Here is a 19,712-nt window from a genome sequence, read left to right as displayed (position 1 = left end):
CGACGACCCGCGACCGAGGCGCCGGACGCCGCCTCACTCCCCGTCGTCGATCAGGTCGCCGAACACGGAGGCCGCGGTGTCCGGAACGTCGAAGTCGTGGTAGTGCTCGCCCTTCTCGTTCGAGAGGATGTTGAGCGCGGCGGCCGCGCCGTCGCCCGCGGAGATGACAGCCTGCCACTCCTCGGCGCGGGCCATCGCACCCGTCGCGTAGGCGCCCTCAACGCTGGTCTCCATCGAGACGCCGACGCTGACGGTGTCGTCGTCGTCGAACGCGCAGCCCAGCTCCTCCGCGAGGTCGCGGTTCGCGCCCGTCGCGAGGACGACGTAGTCGGCGTCGTACTCGTCCTCCTCGGTCGTCACGGCGAAGCCGTCGTCGGTCGACTCGACGCCGGTGACCTCCTCGCCCTGATGGCGGTCGACGCCGAAGTCGTCGACCTGCTGGCGCGCGGTCGCCATGAACTCGCTGCCGCCGACGGAGCCGACGCCGAGGTAGTTGAACAGGTGCGCCTTGTGCATCCACGTCCCGTCCGTGTCGAAGAGGACGGTGTCGAGGCCGTTCTTGCTCGCGAACAGTCCCGCGCTCAGTCCGGCCGGTCCACCGCCGACGATTGCGACGTCTGACATGGCCGCCATATCACCGCGCCCGGACATAAGCGTTGACGGAAGCAGGGATCGACGGGACGGGACGAGACGAGTCGGCTGCGGCGACGACGCCCCGTCGGCGATGGATCCGGCGACTTACGCCCCGAAATCGTCGAGCGAGCCGTCGGGAGCGTCGTCGCCCTCCTGACCGACGTTCCGATCACCCTCCTGGCCGTCGTTCCTGTCGCCTTCCCCGTCGCCGTCTCCTCCCCCGCTCTCATCGCCGGGCTCACCCCACGGGTCGTTCGGGTCGACCGGTTCGACGGCGCGGTCGAGCTCGTCGGCCTCGTACTCGGTGTCCTCGTCGAGGATCATCGCGAGACGCTGCCAGCGCGCGCTCTGGTCGTCCTCGCCCTCCGGCCCGACCCGGGCGCCGTGGGTCTTGAAGAAGCGGGTGCCGCGCCCGCGCTTCGAGCCCTCGCCGGTGTGGCCGTCGAAGACCGCGTCGAACTCGCCCTCCGGTTCGAGGTCGCCGACGGGGAAGTCGTGCGCCGGCTCCTCGCCGCGCTCGCGGGCCTCGGCGCGGACCTCTGCGACGGCGGAGAAGTAGGCGTCCGCGTTCGACGCCTCCCGGGTTGAGCGGGCGCGGGCGGCCGCGAGCGCGGCGTGAATTGCACAGAGGCGCCCCTTCCACGCGTCCGGCTCCCAGCGCTCGGTGGCGAGTTCCTCGTAGCGGTCGATCAGGAGCGCGACCTCGTCGCCCGCCCGGAGGTCCTCGACGACGTAGAGGTTGAGCCGGTCCCAGAGGTTCCAGGCGTACCCGGACCGGGCTAGCTCCCAGGCCGCCCACGCCGCGACCTCCTCGTCGGAGCGCCGGACCGCCTTCTGGAGGAGGCTGGAGACGACGTACCGGCTGTACCCGCCGTCCGTCTCGTTCGGCTCCTTCTCCTCGCCGAAGTCGTTCTCGCCCGTCGCGTCCGGCGTCGTCTCGGTTTCGAGGCTCCCGTCCGACCCGAACGTCGCCTGTCTGTCGTCGCCGTCGGCCATGCCCTCGCTCCCGCCGCGAGCGACTTAACTGCCGCGCGGCGAGCGCGCCGGGAGCGCGGTCCCGGCGGCCGTTCGCGTCGGTCGATCCGCGCTGCGGTACGGCGGATCACACCTGTTCTGAAAGGGAACCCTTAAGTCGAATCCGGCGGCTATGTTTCGGTAACCGCCCTTAGCTCAGCCTGGTAGAGCAGTCGACTGTAGATCGACTTGTCCCCCGTTCAATTCGGGGAGGGCGGACTGAATTTCTTCTCCGGTGAGCCGCCGCGTCCGCGACTTTCGCGTCGCTCGAATCGGCGAAGGCTTGACCTCGATCACGACGTACACTCACTATGAGGATGTCGTTTCCGTCGACGATCGACTGGGACGACTACTGGGAGACGACGGACCGAGGCGGGTTAGACGAGATGCGTGCCGCCGGCGAGCGAATGGTCGATCGCCTGGAGCGGTTCTTCGACGGCTTTCCCGGGTCACTGGCCGACGTCGGCTGCGGCCCGGCGTTCATGCTGTTCGAGGCCGCCAACCGTCACCCCGACGTCGACCTCTACGGATACGACGCGGCCGCGTCAGTCGTTCGGCGAAACCGCTCGATCGCCGCCGAGCGCGAGGTCGACGGCCTGCACTTCGAGACGGCTCGGCTCCCGGCGTTGGACGTCGACCGCCGGTTCGAATGCGTCACCTGTATCGCGACGCTCCACTACGTCGCGGACGTCCGGTCGGCCCTCGACGCGCTGTACTCCCGCGTCGCGCCCGGCGGGCACCTGGTGTTCAACTACCCGAACCGGTACACCAGGCGGATGTACCGGGAGGACCCAGATACCGACCCCGAGCGGTTCGAACTCGTACTCGACGGCGAGAACCTCCTCACGTACGAGGACATCGAGGCCACCCTCTCCCGCAGGCCCCGTAGCTTCTGGAAGGCGGTCGACGAGGACGACTGGCGTTCGATCGGTCGGGTGAACCCCTGCGTGATCGTGACCAAGCCCGAAGGCTGAGCCCGGCGATACGGGACGGCGCCGTCACCGGCCGACTTTTGCCGACGCCCGGCGACGACCGCGTATGAGCGTTCGCTGGCGGCCGACCGCCGTCGTCATTCTCGTCGTGCTGGCCGGCTGCGCTGGCGCGCCGGTCCCGGACACGGGCTCCGACTCGCAGCCCACCGCCCTCGACTCGCCGCCCGCCGATCCGGACGGCGTCGACCCCGACGACCCGGCCGACACGGCGTGGACGGGCACCGTCGTCCGCGTCGTCGACGGCGACACGATGGAGGTCGAGTTCCCGAACGGCGAGGTCGACACCGTCAGGCTCCTCGGCGTCGACACGCCCGAGACGAGCGCGGAGTCGACCTCCCCCGCCGAGTTCGAGGGCATCCCGGAGACGGATGCCGGACGCACGCACCTCGCGACGTGGGGCGGCGAGGCGTCGGCGTTCGCGGAGTCGGAACTCGCCGGCGAGGAGGTCACGGTCGTGACCGGGGGCGACCGCCGAGGCGGCTACGGGCGCCTGCTCGCGGTGCTGTACGTCGACGGCGAGGACTTCAACGAGCGCCTGCTGAGGGAGGGATACGCGCGGCTCTACGACACCGAGTTCGCGAAACGCGACGCGTACGCGGCCGCCGAGGCGGACGCGAGGGAACGCGGCGCCGGCCTCTGGGCGTTCGACGAGGCCGAGTCCTCCGCCGAGACGAGCGAGGTCGACGGCGCGGACCTCCGGCCGCCCTCCCGGCTCGAAGCCGCGGGGACCGCGGCCTCTGTGTCGGCGTAACACACTTAAGAGCGCGCTCGGTACGGTGGTGTAGTGGCATCCCGACAGGGCGGGTCGGGGGACGCGGAGCCCCTCGGGCCCGGATCGACGGAGCGTCGGACCGCCTCCACGACCGCCGCAGCGAGCCGGCAGGCAGACGCGCGACACCGGTCCCCGCCGGAGTCGCCGGCGTGCCGCCGCGCTCGGGCCGGACGAACCGATCGGTCCACGGACTATCGGTCGGTCGACCCGCCGCACGGCGGGGAGGCCGCCGCCCGGACGCCGGAGGATCCGCCGGTCCGGGACCCCTCTCTGTACGCGCTGACCGACCACTTCCGCGAGCGGCTCGAACAGCCCGGTCGGTACGTGTCGACGCGCACCGTGAGCGACGCGATCCGGGAGGGCCAGTTGCGGTGGAACAGCACCGACGGCTGGCGGTTCGCCCTCGTCGAGGGGGGCGTCCGCTTCGTCGTGGTCGTGAGCGACACCGAGACGGACTCTCCGGTCGTCGTCACCGGCTGGACCGAGGTCGCGGACCGCGAGGCGGCGTTAGAGGCCCCGCGGTGGGACGGCGTCGACGTCGACACCATCGCCGTGCGGGCCGCGCTGAGCGAGTCGGCCGCGACGCCGATTCCCGACCGGATCCGCCCCCGAACGGTTACCCGCCCGTTCGAGGTGGGCGAGCATCGACTCGAAACCGAGCCCGGCGAGCCGTTCGTGCGCTGTACGGAGTGCGGCTGCCGGTTCCGCTCGAAGGAGGGGATCACGTCGCGGCGGTGTCGACAGCGGTCGCCCGGACGGTAGCGGCCGAGCTCCGACGTATCCATTTATACACAACTGTCGAGCGACGAATACCGCTCGGCCGTGAGTCTGCGGTGCGGTGGCGAGACTCGAAGGGGCAGTCGCGAGGCGGGGGCAGGCGAGACAAGGACCGCAAGGGGCGAGCGAAGCGAGCGACTGAGGACCGCAACGAGCGTGCCCCCGCCTCGCGACCGGGGCTTCGGCGGTGTGCGTGTCGACGGTAGCAGCTATTGATAACTAGCCGACCGGATCGCCGTCTCGGACGCGGAATCGGCTCGGACGACTCTCTGGCGTCGGTTATAATCCGATGAAGTCGTCGAGTTCGACGTCGGTGACGTGGCCGCCGCACGCCGCGCACTCCTCCACGTAGTCCGGGGCCGCACCGCCTTCCATGTGGAGGTTGCCGCACTCGGTACACACCTGGAATTCGGCGTCTAACATGCGGTCGAGCGTTTTTCGAAGCTCTCGTATATGCCTTGTGTCGAGCGCCGTCGCCGCTCGGACCGCCTGCCCGGTGACGCTACCCATTTCCGCCTCGCGGTCGAAGCGACGGTGATGACCGACGACACCGGCGACGGCCCCGCCGGCGACGATGCCGCCGAATCCGACGACGACATCTCACTCGACCGCTTTCACGAGGCGCTCGAAGCCGAGGAGCGGCCGGTCGCGACCGCGAGCGAGGTCGCGCGCAGACTCGGAACCTCGCAGGCCGCGGCCCGCGACGCGCTCGCCGCGCTCGTCGACCGCGGCGACGTGGACCGGCTCGACGTCGAGGCCGACCCCGTGGTGTTCTACCCCCGCGACTGGGGGGCGTTGGCGAGCCGCGAGCGCGTCGTGGTCTTCCCGAAGCGCCGCGAGATCGTCGTCGACCGACCTACCCAGTACACCCGCGCGCGGCTCTCGCAGTTCGCGAACCTCGTCGACACCACCGGCACCGAGCCGGGGACCCGCGGCTACCTCTATCGGATCCGGCAGGAGGACGTGTGGGCCGCGCCGTTCGACGACGACGACGGGCTCGTCGGCGCGCTCCGCTCGGTGCTGCCCCGCCGGTACGACCACCTCGAAGACTGGGTGCGCGACCAGTGGCGGCGCGCGCACCGGTTCCGGCTGTACACCCACGAGGACGATTACGTCGTCCTCGAAGCCGCCTCGGAGAACCTGATGGGGAACGTCGCCGACCAGCACCTCGACGACGACCACCTCCGCGCGCCCATCTCGGACACGGAGGCGTGGGTCAACGAGGCGGCGGTCGCGGCGGTCAAGCGCGCGCTCTACGACGCCGGCTACCCCGTCGAGGACGACCGCGACTTAGAGACGGGCGACCCCGTCGAGATCGAACTCACGACCGACCTCCGCGACTACCAGGCCACGTGGGTGGAGACGTTCCTCGACCGCAAGTCCGGGGTGTACGTCGGCCCGCCGGGCTCCGGCAAGACCGTCGCCGCGATCGCGACGATCGCCGCGGTCGGGGGCGAGACCCTCATTTTGGTCCCCTCGCGAGAGCTCGCCGAGCAGTGGCGCGAGGAGCTGCTCGACCACTCCACCGTCGACCCCGCCGACATCGGGCTGTACCACGGGGGAACGAAGGACGTCCGGCCCGTGACGATCGCGACCTACCAGATCGCGGGGATGGACCGCCACCGCAGCCTCTTCGACTCCCGCGAGTGGGGGCTGATCTGCTTCGACGAGGCGCACCACATCACCGCCCCCGTCTTCTCCCGCTCGGCCGAGCTACAGGCGAAACACCGGCTCGGGCTCTCGGCGACCCCTGTCAGCGAGACCGGCAGCGAGGAGGAGATCTACACCCTGATCGGCCAGCCGATCGGCGCCGACTGGGACGCGCTGTTCGAGGCCGGCTTCGTCCAGGAGCCCGAGGTCGAGATCCGGTACGTCCCGTGGCGCGAGGAGATGGCCCGCAACGAGTACGCGGCCGCGGACGGGCGGGAGCGCAGACGGCTCGCGGCCGAGAACCCCGCCAAGGTCGAGGAGATCCGCTACCTGCTCGCCGCGCACCGCGACAAGAAGGCGCTCGTCTTCGTCGAGTACCTCGACCACGGGGAGGCGATCGCCGACGCCCTCGGCGTCCCGTTCGTCAGCGGCGAGACGCCGCACCGCGAGCGCGCGGAGCTGTTCCGCCGGTTCCGCGCGACGGACGACACCGACGAGGACGCCGACGGCGACCTCGACGTGCTCGTCGTCTCCCGCGTCGGTGACGAGGGGATCGACCTCCCGAACGCGGAACTCGCGGTCGTCGCGAGCGGGCTCGGTGGCTCCCGGCGACAGGGCTCGCAGCGCGCCGGCCGGACGATGCGCCCCACCGGCTCCGCGCTCGTCTACGTCCTCGCGACGCGCGGGTCGAGCGAGGAGGAGTTCGCCCAGCGGCAGATGCGCCACCTCGGCCGGAAGGGCGTCCGCGTCCGCGAGACGAACGTCGCGGAGTGACCGGAGGCGCGGTCCCTTTCGCCGGGGGTCCGGGGAGACCCGAGTCGGCCCGTCAGAGCGAGTCCGCCAGGCTCTCGGCCGCCGCTCCGATCGCTCCCTCGTTCTCGACGAACCGCACGGGCGCGTTCTGGTCCCTCGCGTACTGGAGCGCCGCAGAGCGGTTGAGGTCCTGCTCGAAGTCGATCTGCCGTTCGGTGACCCCGTCGAGGTCGCGGTCGCTCTCCCGCCGCCGTTCGAGGATCGTCGACGGCTCCGCCTCCACGAGGACGAACGCGTCCGGCGAGACGTCTTCGAGCACTTCGACCGGGAGCCCCTGGACGTAGCCGGTCTGCGTTTCGACCGCGAGGTGCGTCGAGAGGATCACGTTCGTCGTCGCCGCCTCCTCGGCGACGAACTCGCCGGCGCGACGCTGGAGGCGACGCGTCTCCGTCTGCGAGAGCGTGCCGAGCTGGGCCCGCTCGGTCGTGATGCCCATCGCCGCCGCCTGTTCGAGCATCACGTCGCCGAAGTTGATCAGCTTGTACCCGTCGCCGAGTCCGCGTCGAACCGCCTGACAGACGCTGGAGAGGCCGACGCCGTTGACCCCCGACACGAGCGTGACGGACATCAGAAGCTCACCTCGTTCTCCTCGTCGCCCGGCATCCCGCCGCGGTCGTCGTAGTACCGACGGCCGATGAACTGGGCGCCGACGAGCATCATCAGCGTGTCGTAGAGGTCGTCCGCCGAGTCGAACGTCTCGACGTCCGATCGGTCGACGACCGCCCGGATCGTCGTTGACTCCCCGTCCGGCGGCGACAGCGTCGTGTCACCGACCGTCTCCAGTACCTCACTCCGGGGCGCCGGAAACTCTAACTTCCTCGCGAACAGGTCCCGCGTCTCTGGTAAGCGCATTCATACCATATGACAACGCACGTGAGGATAAGTGTGTATGTACCGCGGGGCGTCGTCGCGTCCCTCGGGGGTTCCCTTCGCGTCATCGCCGACGCCCCGGACCCGACCACATACCGTCGCCGGGCGAAGATTTCAACACGCACTCCGGCGACTTCGCGACATGGACGCTGACGAGCCCTCGCCCGCGGCGGATCCGACCGCACCCGACGACCCGCCCCCGACCGTCGCCGAGGCGGTCGTCGACGCCATGCTCGACCGCGGCGTCGACACCGTCTTCGGTATCCCCGGCAAGCAGACGCTCCCGCTGAACCGGGCGCTCGCCGACCGCGACGCGCGGTTCGTCGTCGCCCGCCACGAGACGGCCGTCCCGCATCAGGCGTGGGGGTACGCCGAGACGAGCGAGCCGGGCGCGATGGCGGCCACCTGCGTCGTCCCCGGTCCGGGAGACACCAACGCGATGAACGGGCTGAAGAACGCCCTCAACGACTGCGTCCCGCTGCTCCACCTCGCCGTGGAGACCGAGCGGTCGGTCCGCGGCGGCGACGGCATCCACGAGACGCCGCCGGAGACGTACGACACAGTCGTCAAGGAGAACGTCCTCGTCGACTCGCCGGCGGGCGCGGTCCCCGCGGTCGTCGAGGCGATCCGCACCGCGCGCGAACACCCGCAGGGGCCGGTCCGCGTCGGGATCCCGAAGAACGTGCTCGCGAGCCGCACGCCGCAGCCGGCCGTCGGCGACCGCGACCCCTCGCCGCCGCCGACCGCGCCCCCGGACGCGGTGCGAGACGCCGCGGACCGCTTGGCCGACGCGGCGACGCCGGTCGTCCTCGTCGGCGGCGGCGTCAGGCGATCGGGCGCGAGCGAGGCGCTCCGGTCGGTCGCCGAGACCCTGGACGCTCCCGTGGTGACGACGTACAAAGGGAAGGGGACGCTGCCCGAGACCCACCCGCTGTCGGCCGGCGTCCTCTGTGGCGGCGCGAGCGCGGACCTCCGCGACCTGCTCGCGGGCGCGGACGTCGGCCTCGTCGTCGGCTCCGACCTCGACGCGGTCGCGACCGCCTCGTGGTCCGTCTCGATGCCGGAGACGCTGATCCACGTCACGCTCGACGGCGACGACGTGGGGTTCGGCTACGACGCCGACCTCGGCGTCGTCGCCGACGCCGACCGCTTCCTGCGCGACCTCGACGGCGCGCTCGACGGAGAGCCCCCGGCGAGCCGCGAGCGCTCCGGCGCCGCGCGCGCCGAGGCTGTCCGCGCGGCCGACCGCGATCGGTTCGCCGCGCTCTCGGAGGACCGCGGTTCCGACGATCCGCTCCGCTCCGTCGAGGTGCTCTCCGCGGTGCGCGACGCGGTCCCCGAGGACGCCGTCGTCACGGCCGACGCGGGCGGGTTCCGGCTGTGGACGCTCGTCTCCTTCCCCGCCGCGGGGCCCCGGTCGTACGTCAACCCCGGCTCGTGGGCGACGATGGGGACCGGGCTCCCCTCGGCGATGGGGGCCAAGCTGGCGAACCCGGAGCGCGACGTCGTCGCGCTCACCGGCGACGGGGGACTCATGATGTGCGTCCACGAGCTCCACACGCTGGCGAGCGAGGGGATCGACGTCACCGTCGTCGCGCTCAACAACGACGACTACGCGATCATCAGCGAGGAGGCGGAGCGCTCGTACGACTTCTCGGCCGGGAGCTACGGCTGGGCGGAGACCGGCCTCGACCTCGTCGCGGTCGCGTCCGGGATGGGGTTGCCCGCGGAGCGCGTCCGCGAGCGCGACGCGGTCGGCGACGCCGTCGAGCGCGCCCGGATCCGGGAGGGACCGGCGCTCGTGGAGGTCGTCACCGACCCGGGCGAACCGCAGGCGAGCGAGTGGATGACCGGCCCTCGCCCCGGCGAGTAGCCGCTCCGTTTCACGCCCGGCGTTTCCGAGATCTGAAGCGAACTATATCTGGGTCTGCTCCCGACTGCGCGTATGCGTAACCCGTGGGTCCACGACGACGTGCCGGACGACGCCGGCGGCGGATACGACGGTCCCGTCCGCCTGCTGGCGGCGTTTATGTGGGGGTCGTTGGCCCTCCTCGTCGGCGGGTTCGTCCTCCTCTCCGGGGCCGGCGTCGTCGACCTCGCGGACGGCGGCTCGCTGGGCGAAGTCGTCACGGGTGTCGTCGCCGCGCTCGCGCTCGGGCTGGCGCTCCCGGTCCTGTTGAAGTTGCTCGCGGTCTCGCGGGCGCTCGCGCTCCTCGGGTTCCTCGGGACCACCGCGGTCGTCGGCCGGTTCGTGATCGCCCGCGAACCGGAGCAGTTCCGGGCCCTGCTCGACGCGCGCGACGGTCTGGCCGAGAGCGCCGATTCGCTCGGCGGCCTCTTCGACGTCGTCGACTCGATGTCGCCCGCGGCGGTCGACGCCGTGACGACCGCACTCGGAATCACGCCATCGGTGACCGACGCCGCGACGGCGCTCGTCGACGCCGCGGTGACCGCTCTCGTCGCGGTCCCGGCGGCGTGACCGCGGCTCTCGCGGACCCCCTGTGACCGGGACTCGATCGACCGAGTCCCCGAGTCCCGCCGCGTTCGCCCGGACGTGAGTCTTAACAACACCCGTCGTGAATCCCGCCCATGACGCATCCGAACGACGTCGCCGTCGGCATCGTCGGCCTCGGCGGCATCGGGTCCCACCACGCGACGAAGCTGGTCGAGCGCGGCGCGAATCTGGTCGGCGGCATGGACATCGACGGCGACGCCCGCGCGCGGTTCCACGAGGAGTTCGGCCTCCCCGCGTACGAGGACGAGGCGGCCCTCTACGAGGAGTGCGACGCCGTGTTGGTCACCACGCCGAACCGCTTCCACGAGGAGTACGCCACCTCGGCGCTGGGAGCCGGCCTCGACGTGCTCTTGGAGAAGCCGCTGGCGCACACGGTAGCGAGCGCCGAGCGCATCGCCGACGCCGCCCGCGACGCCGAGGGGTTCTGTATGGTCGGGTTCAACAACCGGTTCGCGGAGCCGGTCCGGGTGATCAAACACTACCAGGACGAGGGGCGGTTCGGGGAGACCACGCACGTCGAGGCGAACTACGTGCGGCGGCGCGGCGTCCCCGGGCGCGGGTCGTGGTTCACCTCCGCCGACGTCGCCGGCGGCGGCGCGCTCATCGACATCGGCGTCCACGCGGTCGACCTCGCGCTCTACTTCCTCGATCACCCCGAAGTCATCGAGGTGTCGGGCGAGACGCGCTCGGAGTTCGGCGGCCGCGACGACTACGCGTACGTCCACATGTGGGGCGACGACGCCGGGCCGGAGGGGTTCGACGTCGACGACTCGGCCTCGGCGTTCATCCGCGCGGCCGACGGCTCCACGGTGTCGTTGGAGGTCGCGTGGGCGACGAACCGCCCGGCGACCGACGAGTTCGTCGTCCGGGGCACCGAGGCGGGAGCGACGTTCGACCGCGGCAGCGACGACCTCACCGTCCACGAGGCGGGCGTCGGCGGCGGCCACCACCTCACGGACGCGAGCGTGGAGACGCGCGAGGGGGACGCTCACGCGGCCGAGCAGGCGACGTTCCTCGAAGCGGTCGCGGCGGGCGAGGCGCCCGCGATCAACACCGTCGAGGAGGGGCTCCGCGTCCAGCGCGTCATCGACGCCATCTACCGGTCCTCGGAGGCCGGCGCGGCGGTCCGACTGGACTGACCGCGCCCCGCCCGAACCGGTCGGCCGGCGGGCGACGGCATCCGCGATGGGAACCTATTCGGTGTTGGGGACCGTTCCCGGCGACAACTCGTGACCAGCGACCCCGGCCCGACGCCGCCCTCCGAACGGATCACCAGCCTCGACGCCCTCAGGGGGTTCGCGCTGCTCGGCATCCTCGTCATCAACATCCGCGTGTTCTCGATGCCGGAGCAGACCCTGCTGAACCCCAACGTGTACGGCGACTTCACCGGGATCGACTACTGGGCGTGGTTCGTCGGCCACGTGTTCGCGCAGTCGAAGTTCATCACGGTCTTCTCGGCGCTGTTCGGCGCCGGCGTCCTCCTGTTCATCGAGAGCAAAGCGGAGAAGGGCCAAGACGCCGTCCGCCTCCACCTCCGCCGGACCGCGGTGCTGATCGCGATCGGACTCCTCCACGCGTACCTGCTCTGGTACGGCGACATCCTCGTCACGTACGGGCTGACCGGGATCTTCCTGCTGTTCGTCCGCGACCTCGACGCGCGCCGGCTCGCCGGCCTCGCGGGGATCTTCCTCCTCTTCGTCCCCGCGATCGAACTGTTCGCGGCGGTGTCGATCGGCGGGGAGGCGATCGCCGGCCAGTGGATGCCCTCGGAGGCCGCGATACGGCAGCAGGTGGCCGCCTACCGCGGCGGGTGGCTCGACCAGATGAGCCACCGCGTCGACTCCTCGCTCCAGCGACAGACGAGCGGGTTCATCGGGTCGAGCTTCTGGCGGGTCGGCGGCGTGATGCTGCTCGGGATGGCGCTGTACAAGCGGGGCGTGCTGACCGCCGAGCGCTCGACCGCGTTCTACCGGCGGCTCGTCGCGGGCGGCGTCGTCGGCGTCGCGATCGTCGTCGCGGGCGTCGCCTACGTCGAGGCGAACGACTGGAGCGCGGGCGCCGCGCTGTACTGGCGGCAGTTCAACTACGTCGGGAGCCTCCTCGTCGCCGGCGGCTACGTCGGCCTCGTCACGCTGTTCGTCCGGCGGCGCGGCGAGGGGCTCGTGACCCGCGCGCTCGCCGCGGTCGGCCGGACCGCGTTCACGAACTACCTGCTCCAGACGGTGATCGCGACGACGATATTCTACGGCCACGGCCTCGGGCTGTTCGGCTCCGTCAGCCGCGTCGAGGCGATGGGGATCGTCGTCGCCATCTGGGCGGTTCAGGTGCCGCTCTCGGTGCTCTGGCTGCGCCATTTCCGGTTCGGCCCGGTCGAGTGGGTGTGGCGGACGCTCACTTACGGAGAAGCGCAGCCGATGCGCCTCGAAGGCTGACCGGCGCCGCGCCCCCTCGGCGCCCCCAGCCAAGCGCGCGTTCTCCGAACTGAGACTCGCGAGGACACGTTGAACACCCCGCCGCCGAACCCCCCTACATGACCGGCTTCGACGTCCACGACCACCGCCACGAACTGAAACAGCTCCGCGACTCGGGCCGGACGAGCCTCTGGGAGAACAGGGAAGCGATGGCGTGTCCCGTGTGCGACGACGTCTTCTCGCGGCTCTTCGTCACGCGGCAGGCGGGGACGACGTTCCCCGAGAACGACGGCGCGCGGTTCTGTCTGCTCCGTGACGACGACGCCGTCTACCTGTTCAGGCACTGAGCGCACGGGGGATCGGGTCCCGGCGCGGTCAGTCGTCGCCGACGGGGTCGACGCCGGGGTCCGGGTCGTCGATGTAGCGGTCGGTCCACGTCCCCCGCGAGAACCACGCGACGCCGACCGCCGCGCCGAGGACGTTCCCGAGCGCCATCCCGACCCACACGCCGGTCTCGCCCCAGTCGGCCACGAACACGAGGTACGCCACGCTCGCGACCCGGCCGACCCAGAGGGTGACGATGGAGATGACCATCGCGGTCTTCGTGTTGCCCGCGCCGCGGAACGCGCCTAAGATTACCTGCGAGACGCCGATGAAGGCGAACTCGACCGACCGGATCCGAACGTAGTCGACCGCGTGGCCGATGGTCGCCGGCGCGTCCGGCACGTCGCCGAGGAACGCCCCGACGATCGGTTCCGTGAACGCCACGGCGACGACGGCGACGAGGAACATCACGCCCGCGCCCGTCGTGGCGGCGAACTTCACCGCCCTGCCGGCGCGGTCGGCGCGGTCCGCGCCGAGGTTCTGCCCGACCATCGTGTCGATGGCGCGCCCGAGCCCCATCGCGGGCAGGAAGACGAGCGAGATGAGGCGGTTGCCGAGGCCGTAGGCGGCGACCACCGGCGGCGAGAACGTGACGATCATCGCGGTGAGCGTGATCATCGCGAGGGCGCTCGTCGTCTGCTCGACGCTGGACGGGAGGCCGAGCCGGAAGATGTCCCGGATGAAGTCGAGGTTGGGCGCGAGGTGGCCGACGGTCACGTTCGGGCCGTAGCCGGTCCCGAACAGGATCCACATCCCGATGGCGGTCGCGACGCCCCGCGAGAGGATGGTCGCGAGCGCGGCGCCCTGGATCCCGAACCCGGTGATCCCGGTCGCCGAGAGCAGGGTCGCCTCGAGCGCGACCGGGTCGAGCGCGGCGACGCCCGGCACCGCGGCCAGCCACTGGAACAGCGGATTCCCGTCGAACCCGAAGATGAAGAACGGGTCCAGCAGGACGTTCAACAGGACGGAGACGAACATGACCGCCATCGGCGTCCGCGTGTCGCCGTAGCCGCGCATCAGCGCCGAGAAGACGAAGAACCCGAACATCAGGGGAATCCCGGCGAATATCACCTCCATGTAGTCGGCCGCGAGCGGGATCACGGTGGCGGCCGTGTCGGCGTCGCTCGGGAGGGTCTCCAGGGCCGGCCGGGTGTAGAAGTACCCGCCGATGCCGATGAGCACGGACAGCACCGAGACGGTGAAGATGGTCTGTCCGGCCACGAGGCCGGCGGACCCGTCGCCGTCGGCGCCAGTGTACTGCGCGACGAGGATCGCGCCCGCGGTCGTGAAGCCGCCGGCGACCGCGATCAGCAGGAAGATGAGCGGGAACGCGAGGCTGATCGCGCCGACGGCCTCCGCGGAGAGCCGGCCGAGGTAGAGGGTGTCGACGATGTTGTACGTGACCTGTAGCAGCTGGATGACGACGATCGGCCACGCCAGTCGGAACAGCGGGCGGAGGAGGCTCCCCTCGGTGATCGACTCGTCGTCGAGGGGACCGTCGTCGTCGGGACCGCTCGACGGGCCGGCGACCACGTCGTCCGGCCGGTCGCCGGAGGGATCGTCGGGCGAACCGTCGGCGGAGGAGCCGTCGGAGTCGGCAGCGGGCTCGTCGCTCACTGCCGTAACACGCCGGGGGCGCTCTATCAGGCTTCCGATTCGGTTACCCGGCCCCGCCGCCGCTCACGTCGCCGCGGTCGGGCTCGGAGTCGACGCCGCCCCGGGCGGCGCCGTCGCCGGCGGCGTCCGAGCCCGGGCCGTCGCCGACCTCCGACGCATCTGCCGCCGGCGCGTCGGGGTCGACGGCCCTCGGCGCCTCGCTCCCGGCGTCGACGCGGGCGACGCCCGACGTGTCGTCGAAGACGAGGTGCCGGTGCGGGTACGCCATCTCCACGTCCGCGTCGGCGAGGCGCTCGCGGATCAGGGTGTTCACGTCCGATTGGACCTTCGCGAGCTTGTACGGCTTCTTCACCCAGTACCGCAGCCGGAGGAGGATCCCGTCGTCCGCGAACTCGTGGAGCCGACAGTCCGGGCCCGCCATGTACCGGGCCACGCCGATCCGGATGTCGGGGCCGCCGTCGATGACGGCGTCGCAGTCGCGCGCCGCCATCTCGATCAGCCGCCGCGCCTCCGGGATGTCGCTCTCGTAGGTGACCAGCACGTCGATAGACCGGCGCGTCCGCTCGTCTTCGGCCGAGAGGTTCGTCACGTCGCGTTCGCGCATCGTCCCGTTCGGCACGACGAGGAAGGTGTTGTCGACGGTGAAGATCTTCGTGTACCGGATGGTGATGTCCTCGACGAACCCGGCGGTCCCGTCCTCCAACTCGATCATGTCGCCGATCTCGAACGGCTGGTCGGCGAGGACGAACACGCCGTTGATGAAGTTCCCGACAAGCGGCGCGAGGATGATACCGATGACGGCCGAGAACACCGCCGTCCCGAGGAGGAGGTCGGCGAACTGGAACCCGGCGGCGCCCAGTCCCACGAGCAGTGCGGCCCCGATCGTTCCCGCCCGGACGCCGCGGACGATCGTCTGTGCGACGCTCTGGCGGGACACCCGCTGCGCCACGGGGCGACCGATCAGCCGGACCAGGAAGTTTGCGAGGACGACGCCCACCGCGACGGAGGCGATCACGGTGAACAGCCCCGCTCCCGGCAGCTCGGCGAGCCGAGAGCCGAGACTGGCGAGCCGGGAGACGACCCCGACGATCGGCGTCACCTCCGGGAAGACCATGATGACTCGCGGACGGCCATCCGAAAAAGCGTTTCTCCCTGCGGACGCCCCGGGCGGACAGCGCGAGCGCGGCGACCCCGAGCGGGCTGAACGTCGGCGCCGCGGTGCCGCTCGTCGACACGGCGAACGCGACCTACGACCTCGGCGTGGACGCGACCCACTTAGAGGCGTTCGCGGAGGAGATCCGGCGGCGCTACGAGGACCTCGCCGAGCGGATCGAAGAGCGGGAGCCGGAGGGGAGCGACGACCGGACGTATCTGTGACTGGTCGGTCGTCACGGGGGTGGAGGAGCGAACTCTGAAAACGCGTACAACTCGACTCATAGTAAAAAGCTATAATCCCCGCCCCCCTTCGTCGGACTATGACAGACGATCTCCGGGACACCCTCGACCGCGTCGGGGACCGGTTCAACCTCGGCGAGTACGAGATCGACGCGTACCTCGCGGTGTTGGAACACGGGGAACTGACGGCGAGCGACATCGCCGACCGGACCGACATCCCGCAGCCGCGGGTGTACGACACGGTCCGGAGCCTCTCGGACCGCGGGCTCGTCGAGCTCCGCGAGTCCCGACCGATGAAGATCGTGGCCGTCGACCCCGACGACGCGTTCGGCGAGCTCCGCTCGTCGTTCACGGAGATGGTCGACGAACTCGAGGCCCGCTACACCGCGCCGACCAGGGAGACCGAGGCGGTGTCGCTCGTGAAGTCGCGCTCGACGATCCTCCGGTACATCGAGGAGGTGATCGAGAACGCGGAGTACGAGCTCGCGGTGTCGCTCACGCCCGGCCTCCTCCGGCGGTTCCGCGACGAGCTCGCCGCGAAGGTCGCGGCGGGCGTCAGCGTCGAACTGCTCGTCACGCCCGCGTCGAACGCGCCGGACCCGGCGGAGTTCGACTACCTCGAGGTCGCGACCATCGCGCGCGCCCGCCGCGGGATCACCACGCCGGTCCTCGCGGTCGGCGACGGCGAGTACTCCGTGTACGCCACGCAGGACGCGCTGCGCGACGACCGCGAGCGCTACGGCGTCATCTTCAACCGCTCCGCGCTCGGCTTCCTCGTCTCGGGCTTCTTCGGCACCGTCCTGTGGACGACCGCCGAGACGCTGGCCACCGACGGCGCGGAGCGGCCCTTCCCGCGCCGCTACGCCTCGATCCGCCGCGCCGTGAAGGACGTGCGGGAGTTCGACGGCGAGGAGTTCTACGCCACGGTCGAGGGGCGCGACATCGAGACCGGCGAGGAGGTGACGGTGCGCGGGAAGGTGGTCGACGTCGCGTTCGTCGACACCGAGGAGGTCGCCTCGCTCGTCGTCGAGACCGACGAGGGGCGCGTCGAGATCGGCGGCCGCGTCGCCGCCTTGGAGGACGTCGAGGGCCAGGAGATCGTGATCGGGCGCGGCGAGCCGCCGGCGCTGTGAGGCGGACTTCGGTCGCCGCGCGGTCGCCGTTCAAGTGCGTGCGGTCCGAAGCGTCCCCGTGACCGACGACGCGTCCCTCGACGACGACCGGGCGGTACCGACCGTGTCCTGCGAACGGTGCGGCCGCGAGTGGGACCTCGACCGCGAGATCGACGGCCTCGACCCCGGCGGCCACGCGGTCGAGCAGTTCGCGATCGACCACGAGCGCCACACCGGCCACTACCCGGACGACGTGACCCCGTGGATCGCTCGGTGCGAGCGCTGTCCGGACGGCGAGCGCTTCCTGGCGGAGCGGCCCGCCCGGCGCTGGGCGCGGACCCACGCGCGACACGCGAACCACCCGGTCCGGCTCGAAGCGCCGAGGGGCGACGACGACCTCGTCGCCCCTGACGGCGACCGAGACGGGGCGTGAGGGGCTGACCGCCGGCTCTGGTCACGGGCCGAGCGCCGCGATGTCGGCGCCGACCGCGGCCCGCGCGTCCGCCGGGTTGGGGTCGCTGTCGGCCAGGTGCGTCCACTCGCAGGCGGACAGCGCCGCGATCCGCTCTTGGATCGCCGTCCTGTACGGCGCGGCCGACGGGACGCCGTCACCTGTCCCCCAGACGTCGTCGATGACGGTCCGTGAGTCGATCCGGACCTCGACGGCCGCCGGGTCGCAGCGCGCGGCCAGCGCCTCCAGTCCCATGTGGAGCGCGGCGTACTCCGCGGCGTTGTTCCCGACCCGGCCGACCGGTCGCCCCAGCCGGACCGCCGGTTCGCGGTCGGCCCGCAACACGGCGCCCGCCCCCGCCGGCCCCCGGTTCCCGCGGGCGCTCCCGTCGACGTAGAGGACCACGCTGCCGTCGTCGTCGCCCCACGAGCCCTCCCGCTCGCCCGGCGGGTCCGCGGCGAGTACCGCCTCGACGGCGGTCCGGATCTCGCCGTCGCCGGTCCCCGGGTCGAACAGGCCGCCGTAGCCGGACACGGCCGCGTCGATCGCGTCGATGGCGGGGCCGATCTCGTACCCGTACCGCGCCAAGACCTCGTCGACGCGACTCGCGAGCGGCGAGAGCCCCTCCGTGGGGAGTCGGTCCATCACTCCTCCGTCGTCCGGCGCGCTCCCTGTCGGTCCATCACCAACGGGTTCGACCGACGAGACAAAAAGGCGCGGGCGCCCCGGCAGCGCGGCCGCGAGCGGGACGGCTTCGTCCATGCCGCGCGTGGCCGCCGTAGGGAGTACGCGACGCTCGGCGGGTCCGGAACGAAGGCGAGTCGGATCGGCATCGGGACGAACACCTTCGGCGGCGACGCGGACCGGCACCTCTCGGACGAGGAGGCGCAGGTGGTCGTCGACACCGCGATCGACCACAGGATCGCCTTCATCGACACCGCAAACGCCTACGACGCCGGCGAGCGCGAGCGCGTGCCCGGCGAGGCGCTCGACGTCGACCCCGCCGACCCGGACCTCGACTGGCCGGCCGAGCCGTACGAGCCGGTACCGGTCGACGGCCCGAGCTGACGCGCTCGCGCGGCCGCCACATCGACAGCGTATTTACGTCCCGAGCGCGACCGGTCTGACATGACGCTCGTCGTGGTCCCCGTCCGGTTCCCTCCCTCGTCGCACTCGGCGGCGACGCTGCGAGAGGCGACCCGCGTCGCCGAGGAGCGCGACGCGGACCTCACGGTCCTCCACGTCGACCTCTACCAGCGCTCCGGCGGGGTCTCGCGCAGCGACCTCAAGCGCGCCGTCGAGGAGCGAATCGGTCGGGTCGACCGCGCGCGCTACGTCGTCCGCCGCGGCTTCCTCGTTGAGGAGACGATCCTCGAAGAGGTCGTGGCCGAGGGCGCCGACGTGGTCGTCATCGGGTCGAAGCAGGCCGGCCGGTGGCGGCGGATGGTCCAGAAGCTGCTCTCAGACCCCGACATCGACTCCTTCCTCCGGGGCGAGCTCGACTGTACCGTGATCACCGTCGACGCGGACGGCGGGATCACGACCAACGAGGTCGACGACGAGGGCCCGCCCCTGCCGGAGGACGACGACTGAGCCCTCGCGCGGTCCGACCTACTCGGCGACCTCGTACCGCCGCTCGTACTCGATGACGGTCGCCACTCGGTCGGCGACCGCGGCGCCGAACTCGCGCTCGACGACGTACAGCGCCAGGTCGATGCCGGAAGTGACGCCGCCCGCGGAGAGCAGGTCGCCGTCGTCGACGACGCGGGCGTCGACGACCTCGGCGCCCGACTCGCGGAGCTCCTCGACCGCCGACGCGTGCGTCACGGCCCGGCGGCCGTCGGTGACGCCCGCCTCCGCGAGCAGCATCGAGCCCGTACACACCGAGGCGATCCGGGTGCCGGCCGCGTGGTGGCCGGCGAGCGCGCGCGGCGCGTCGCCCTTCTGCGCCTCCGCCCAGGCGCTCGCGTCCTCGTCGCGCGCGCTCCAGCCGCCCCCGGGGACGACGAGCAGGTCGGGCGCGTCGGCCGACTCGGGGTCGGGAAGGACTCCGTCCACGCCCACGCGGGTCCCGTGGCTCGCGGTCACCGTCTCGCGCTCGGCGAGCGTGACGTACCTGACCCGGCCGGCGCGCTCGCCGTCCGCGGCGGCGTAGCCGAGCGCGTAGTCGAACACCTCGTACGGCCCGATACCGTCGAGTTCGTCGAACCCGTCGTACAGCAGCACGTCGACGTTCATACCGCTCCGGAGGGCGGCGGACGGTTTGTGCGTTCCCCCTCCGGGAGAGCGAGGTCCCGGCCGCGCGT

The 19,712-nt window shown here is 71.5% G+C and carries 23 protein-coding genes and 1 tRNA gene; 15 read left to right on the top strand and 9 right to left on the bottom strand.

The window, feature by feature from the left end:
- Positions 1 to 33: 33 nt before the first annotated feature.
- Both DVK06_RS13475 and DVK06_RS13470 read right to left on the bottom strand, forming a co-directional pair.
- Positions 34 to 624 carry an NAD(P)/FAD-dependent oxidoreductase gene (locus tag DVK06_RS13475; protein ID WP_121600638.1) on the bottom strand — a complete coding sequence of 197 codons (591 nt, stop codon included), beginning with the start codon at positions 622 to 624 and terminating at the stop codon, positions 34 to 36.
- A 114-nt stretch (positions 625 to 738) separates the two neighbouring features.
- The gene (locus tag DVK06_RS13470) at positions 739 to 1,629 is read right to left on the bottom strand and encodes a hypothetical protein (protein ID WP_121600637.1); all 891 of its coding nucleotides are present in this window, start codon (positions 1,627 to 1,629) and stop codon (positions 739 to 741) included.
- Positions 1,630 to 1,792: 163 nt separating this feature from the next.
- Here DVK06_RS13470 and DVK06_RS13465 point away from each other — a divergent pair.
- The 4 genes from DVK06_RS13465 to DVK06_RS13450 all read left to right on the top strand — a co-directional run bounded on the left by DVK06_RS13465 (position 1,793) and on the right by DVK06_RS13450 (position 4,173).
- Positions 1,793 to 1,866, top strand: a tRNA-Tyr gene (locus DVK06_RS13465).
- 92 nt (positions 1,867 to 1,958) lie between these two features.
- Positions 1,959 to 2,621 carry a trans-aconitate 2-methyltransferase gene (locus DVK06_RS13460; RefSeq protein WP_121600636.1) on the top strand — a complete coding sequence of 221 codons (663 nt, stop codon included), beginning with the start codon at positions 1,959 to 1,961 and terminating at the stop codon, positions 2,619 to 2,621.
- Between the two features lie 64 nt (positions 2,622 to 2,685).
- Positions 2,686 to 3,390 carry a thermonuclease family protein gene (locus DVK06_RS13455; RefSeq protein WP_121600635.1) on the top strand — a complete coding sequence of 235 codons (705 nt, stop codon included), beginning with the start codon at positions 2,686 to 2,688 and terminating at the stop codon, positions 3,388 to 3,390.
- 33 nt (positions 3,391 to 3,423) lie between these two features.
- Positions 3,424 to 4,173 carry a hypothetical protein gene (locus DVK06_RS13450; RefSeq protein WP_121600634.1) on the top strand — a complete coding sequence of 250 codons (750 nt, stop codon included), beginning with the start codon at positions 3,424 to 3,426 and terminating at the stop codon, positions 4,171 to 4,173.
- A 294-nt stretch (positions 4,174 to 4,467) separates the two neighbouring features.
- Here DVK06_RS13450 and DVK06_RS19035 read toward each other — a convergent pair whose 3' ends face one another.
- Positions 4,468 to 4,611 carry a hypothetical protein gene (locus DVK06_RS19035; RefSeq protein WP_167551923.1) on the bottom strand — a complete coding sequence of 48 codons (144 nt, stop codon included), beginning with the start codon at positions 4,609 to 4,611 and terminating at the stop codon, positions 4,468 to 4,470.
- A 114-nt stretch (positions 4,612 to 4,725) separates the two neighbouring features.
- On the opposite strand from DVK06_RS19035, the gene DVK06_RS13445 reads away from it, so the two are divergent.
- Positions 4,726 to 6,612, top strand: coding sequence for a DEAD/DEAH box helicase (locus DVK06_RS13445; protein WP_121600633.1), 1,887 nt, complete (start codon positions 4,726 to 4,728; stop codon positions 6,610 to 6,612).
- Between the two features lie 52 nt (positions 6,613 to 6,664).
- On the opposite strand, the gene DVK06_RS13440 is transcribed toward DVK06_RS13445, so the two are convergent.
- The gene (locus DVK06_RS13440; RefSeq protein WP_121600632.1) at positions 6,665 to 7,219 is read right to left on the bottom strand and encodes an adenylate kinase; all 555 of its coding nucleotides are present in this window, start codon (positions 7,217 to 7,219) and stop codon (positions 6,665 to 6,667) included.
- Positions 7,219 to 7,503 carry a DUF5789 family protein gene (locus tag DVK06_RS13435; protein ID WP_053772621.1) on the bottom strand — a complete coding sequence of 95 codons (285 nt, stop codon included), beginning with the start codon at positions 7,501 to 7,503 and terminating at the stop codon, positions 7,219 to 7,221. The genes DVK06_RS13440 and DVK06_RS13435 overlap by 1 nt, the downstream gene beginning before the upstream one ends.
- 160 nt (positions 7,504 to 7,663) lie before the next feature.
- Here DVK06_RS13435 and DVK06_RS13430 point away from each other — a divergent pair, with 160 nt between their 5' ends.
- From DVK06_RS13430 to DVK06_RS13410, 5 genes are all read left to right on the top strand, one after another.
- Positions 7,664 to 9,394, top strand: coding sequence for a thiamine pyrophosphate-binding protein (locus tag DVK06_RS13430; protein WP_121600631.1), 1,731 nt, complete (start codon positions 7,664 to 7,666; stop codon positions 9,392 to 9,394).
- A 72-nt stretch (positions 9,395 to 9,466) separates the two neighbouring features.
- Positions 9,467 to 10,000 carry a hypothetical protein gene (locus DVK06_RS13425; protein WP_121600630.1) on the top strand — a complete coding sequence of 178 codons (534 nt, stop codon included), beginning with the start codon at positions 9,467 to 9,469 and terminating at the stop codon, positions 9,998 to 10,000.
- A 110-nt stretch (positions 10,001 to 10,110) separates the two neighbouring features.
- Positions 10,111 to 11,175: a Gfo/Idh/MocA family protein gene (locus tag DVK06_RS13420; RefSeq protein WP_121600629.1), complete on the top strand. Its 1,065-nt coding sequence runs from the start codon at positions 10,111 to 10,113 to the stop codon at positions 11,173 to 11,175.
- A gap of 90 nt (positions 11,176 to 11,265) precedes the next feature.
- A complete protein-coding gene (locus DVK06_RS13415) occupies positions 11,266 to 12,468 on the top strand; it encodes a DUF418 domain-containing protein (protein ID WP_121600628.1) in 1,203 nt (400 codons plus the stop codon).
- Positions 12,469 to 12,566: 98 nt separating this feature from the next.
- Positions 12,567 to 12,794 carry a hypothetical protein gene (locus tag DVK06_RS13410; protein ID WP_053772616.1) on the top strand — a complete coding sequence of 76 codons (228 nt, stop codon included), beginning with the start codon at positions 12,567 to 12,569 and terminating at the stop codon, positions 12,792 to 12,794.
- 28 nt (positions 12,795 to 12,822) lie between these two features.
- Here the strand turns inward: DVK06_RS13410 and DVK06_RS13405 are convergent, their stop codons facing one another.
- Positions 12,823 to 14,448 (bottom strand): MATE family efflux transporter, encoded by a 1,626-nt coding sequence (locus DVK06_RS13405; RefSeq protein ID WP_121600627.1) that lies wholly within the window; start codon positions 14,446 to 14,448, stop codon positions 12,823 to 12,825.
- Positions 14,449 to 14,491: 43 nt separating this feature from the next.
- The gene (locus tag DVK06_RS13400) at positions 14,492 to 15,562 is read right to left on the bottom strand and encodes a mechanosensitive ion channel family protein (protein WP_053772614.1); all 1,071 of its coding nucleotides are present in this window, start codon (positions 15,560 to 15,562) and stop codon (positions 14,492 to 14,494) included.
- 104 nt (positions 15,563 to 15,666) lie between these two features.
- Here DVK06_RS13400 and DVK06_RS13395 point away from each other — a divergent pair, with 104 nt between their 5' ends.
- The 3 genes from DVK06_RS13395 (at position 15,667) to DVK06_RS13385 (ending at position 17,388) form a co-directional block, all read left to right on the top strand.
- Positions 15,667 to 15,825 carry a hypothetical protein gene (locus tag DVK06_RS13395; RefSeq protein ID WP_233561727.1) on the top strand — a complete coding sequence of 53 codons (159 nt, stop codon included), beginning with the start codon at positions 15,667 to 15,669 and terminating at the stop codon, positions 15,823 to 15,825.
- A 98-nt stretch (positions 15,826 to 15,923) separates the two neighbouring features.
- The gene (gene trmB / locus DVK06_RS13390; protein ID WP_053772613.1) at positions 15,924 to 16,976 is read left to right on the top strand and encodes an HTH-type sugar sensing transcriptional regulator TrmB; all 1,053 of its coding nucleotides are present in this window, start codon (positions 15,924 to 15,926) and stop codon (positions 16,974 to 16,976) included.
- Positions 16,977 to 17,034: 58 nt separating this feature from the next.
- Positions 17,035 to 17,388, top strand: a complete 354-nt coding sequence (locus DVK06_RS13385; RefSeq protein WP_053772612.1) for a hypothetical protein — start codon at positions 17,035 to 17,037, stop codon at positions 17,386 to 17,388.
- Positions 17,389 to 17,409: 21 nt separating this feature from the next.
- Here DVK06_RS13385 and DVK06_RS13380 read toward each other — a convergent pair whose 3' ends face one another.
- Positions 17,410 to 18,051, bottom strand: coding sequence for an RNase H family protein (locus tag DVK06_RS13380; protein WP_053772611.1), 642 nt, complete (start codon positions 18,049 to 18,051; stop codon positions 17,410 to 17,412).
- Positions 18,052 to 18,087: 36 nt separating this feature from the next.
- Between DVK06_RS13380 and DVK06_RS13375 the strand changes: the two genes are divergently transcribed.
- Together DVK06_RS13375 and DVK06_RS13370 are read left to right on the top strand one after the other, a co-directional pair.
- Positions 18,088 to 18,474 (top strand): aldo/keto reductase, encoded by a 387-nt coding sequence (locus DVK06_RS13375; protein WP_121600690.1) that lies wholly within the window; start codon positions 18,088 to 18,090, stop codon positions 18,472 to 18,474.
- Positions 18,475 to 18,534: 60 nt separating this feature from the next.
- A complete protein-coding gene (locus DVK06_RS13370; protein ID WP_053772610.1) occupies positions 18,535 to 18,999 on the top strand; it encodes a universal stress protein in 465 nt (154 codons plus the stop codon).
- 18 nt (positions 19,000 to 19,017) lie between these two features.
- Here the strand turns inward: DVK06_RS13370 and DVK06_RS13365 are convergent, their stop codons facing one another.
- Positions 19,018 to 19,644, bottom strand: coding sequence for a DJ-1/PfpI family protein (locus tag DVK06_RS13365; RefSeq protein WP_121600626.1), 627 nt, complete (start codon positions 19,642 to 19,644; stop codon positions 19,018 to 19,020).
- Between the last annotated feature and the right edge of the window lie 68 nt (positions 19,645 to 19,712).

This window comes from Halorubrum sp. Atlit-28R, assembly GCF_003665955.1.
Classification (GTDB): domain Archaea; phylum Halobacteriota; class Halobacteria; order Halobacteriales; family Haloferacaceae; genus Halorubrum; species Halorubrum tropicale.
The sequence above is the reverse complement of the archived record's forward strand: the minus strand, read 5'-3'. Positions and strand labels throughout refer to the sequence as shown.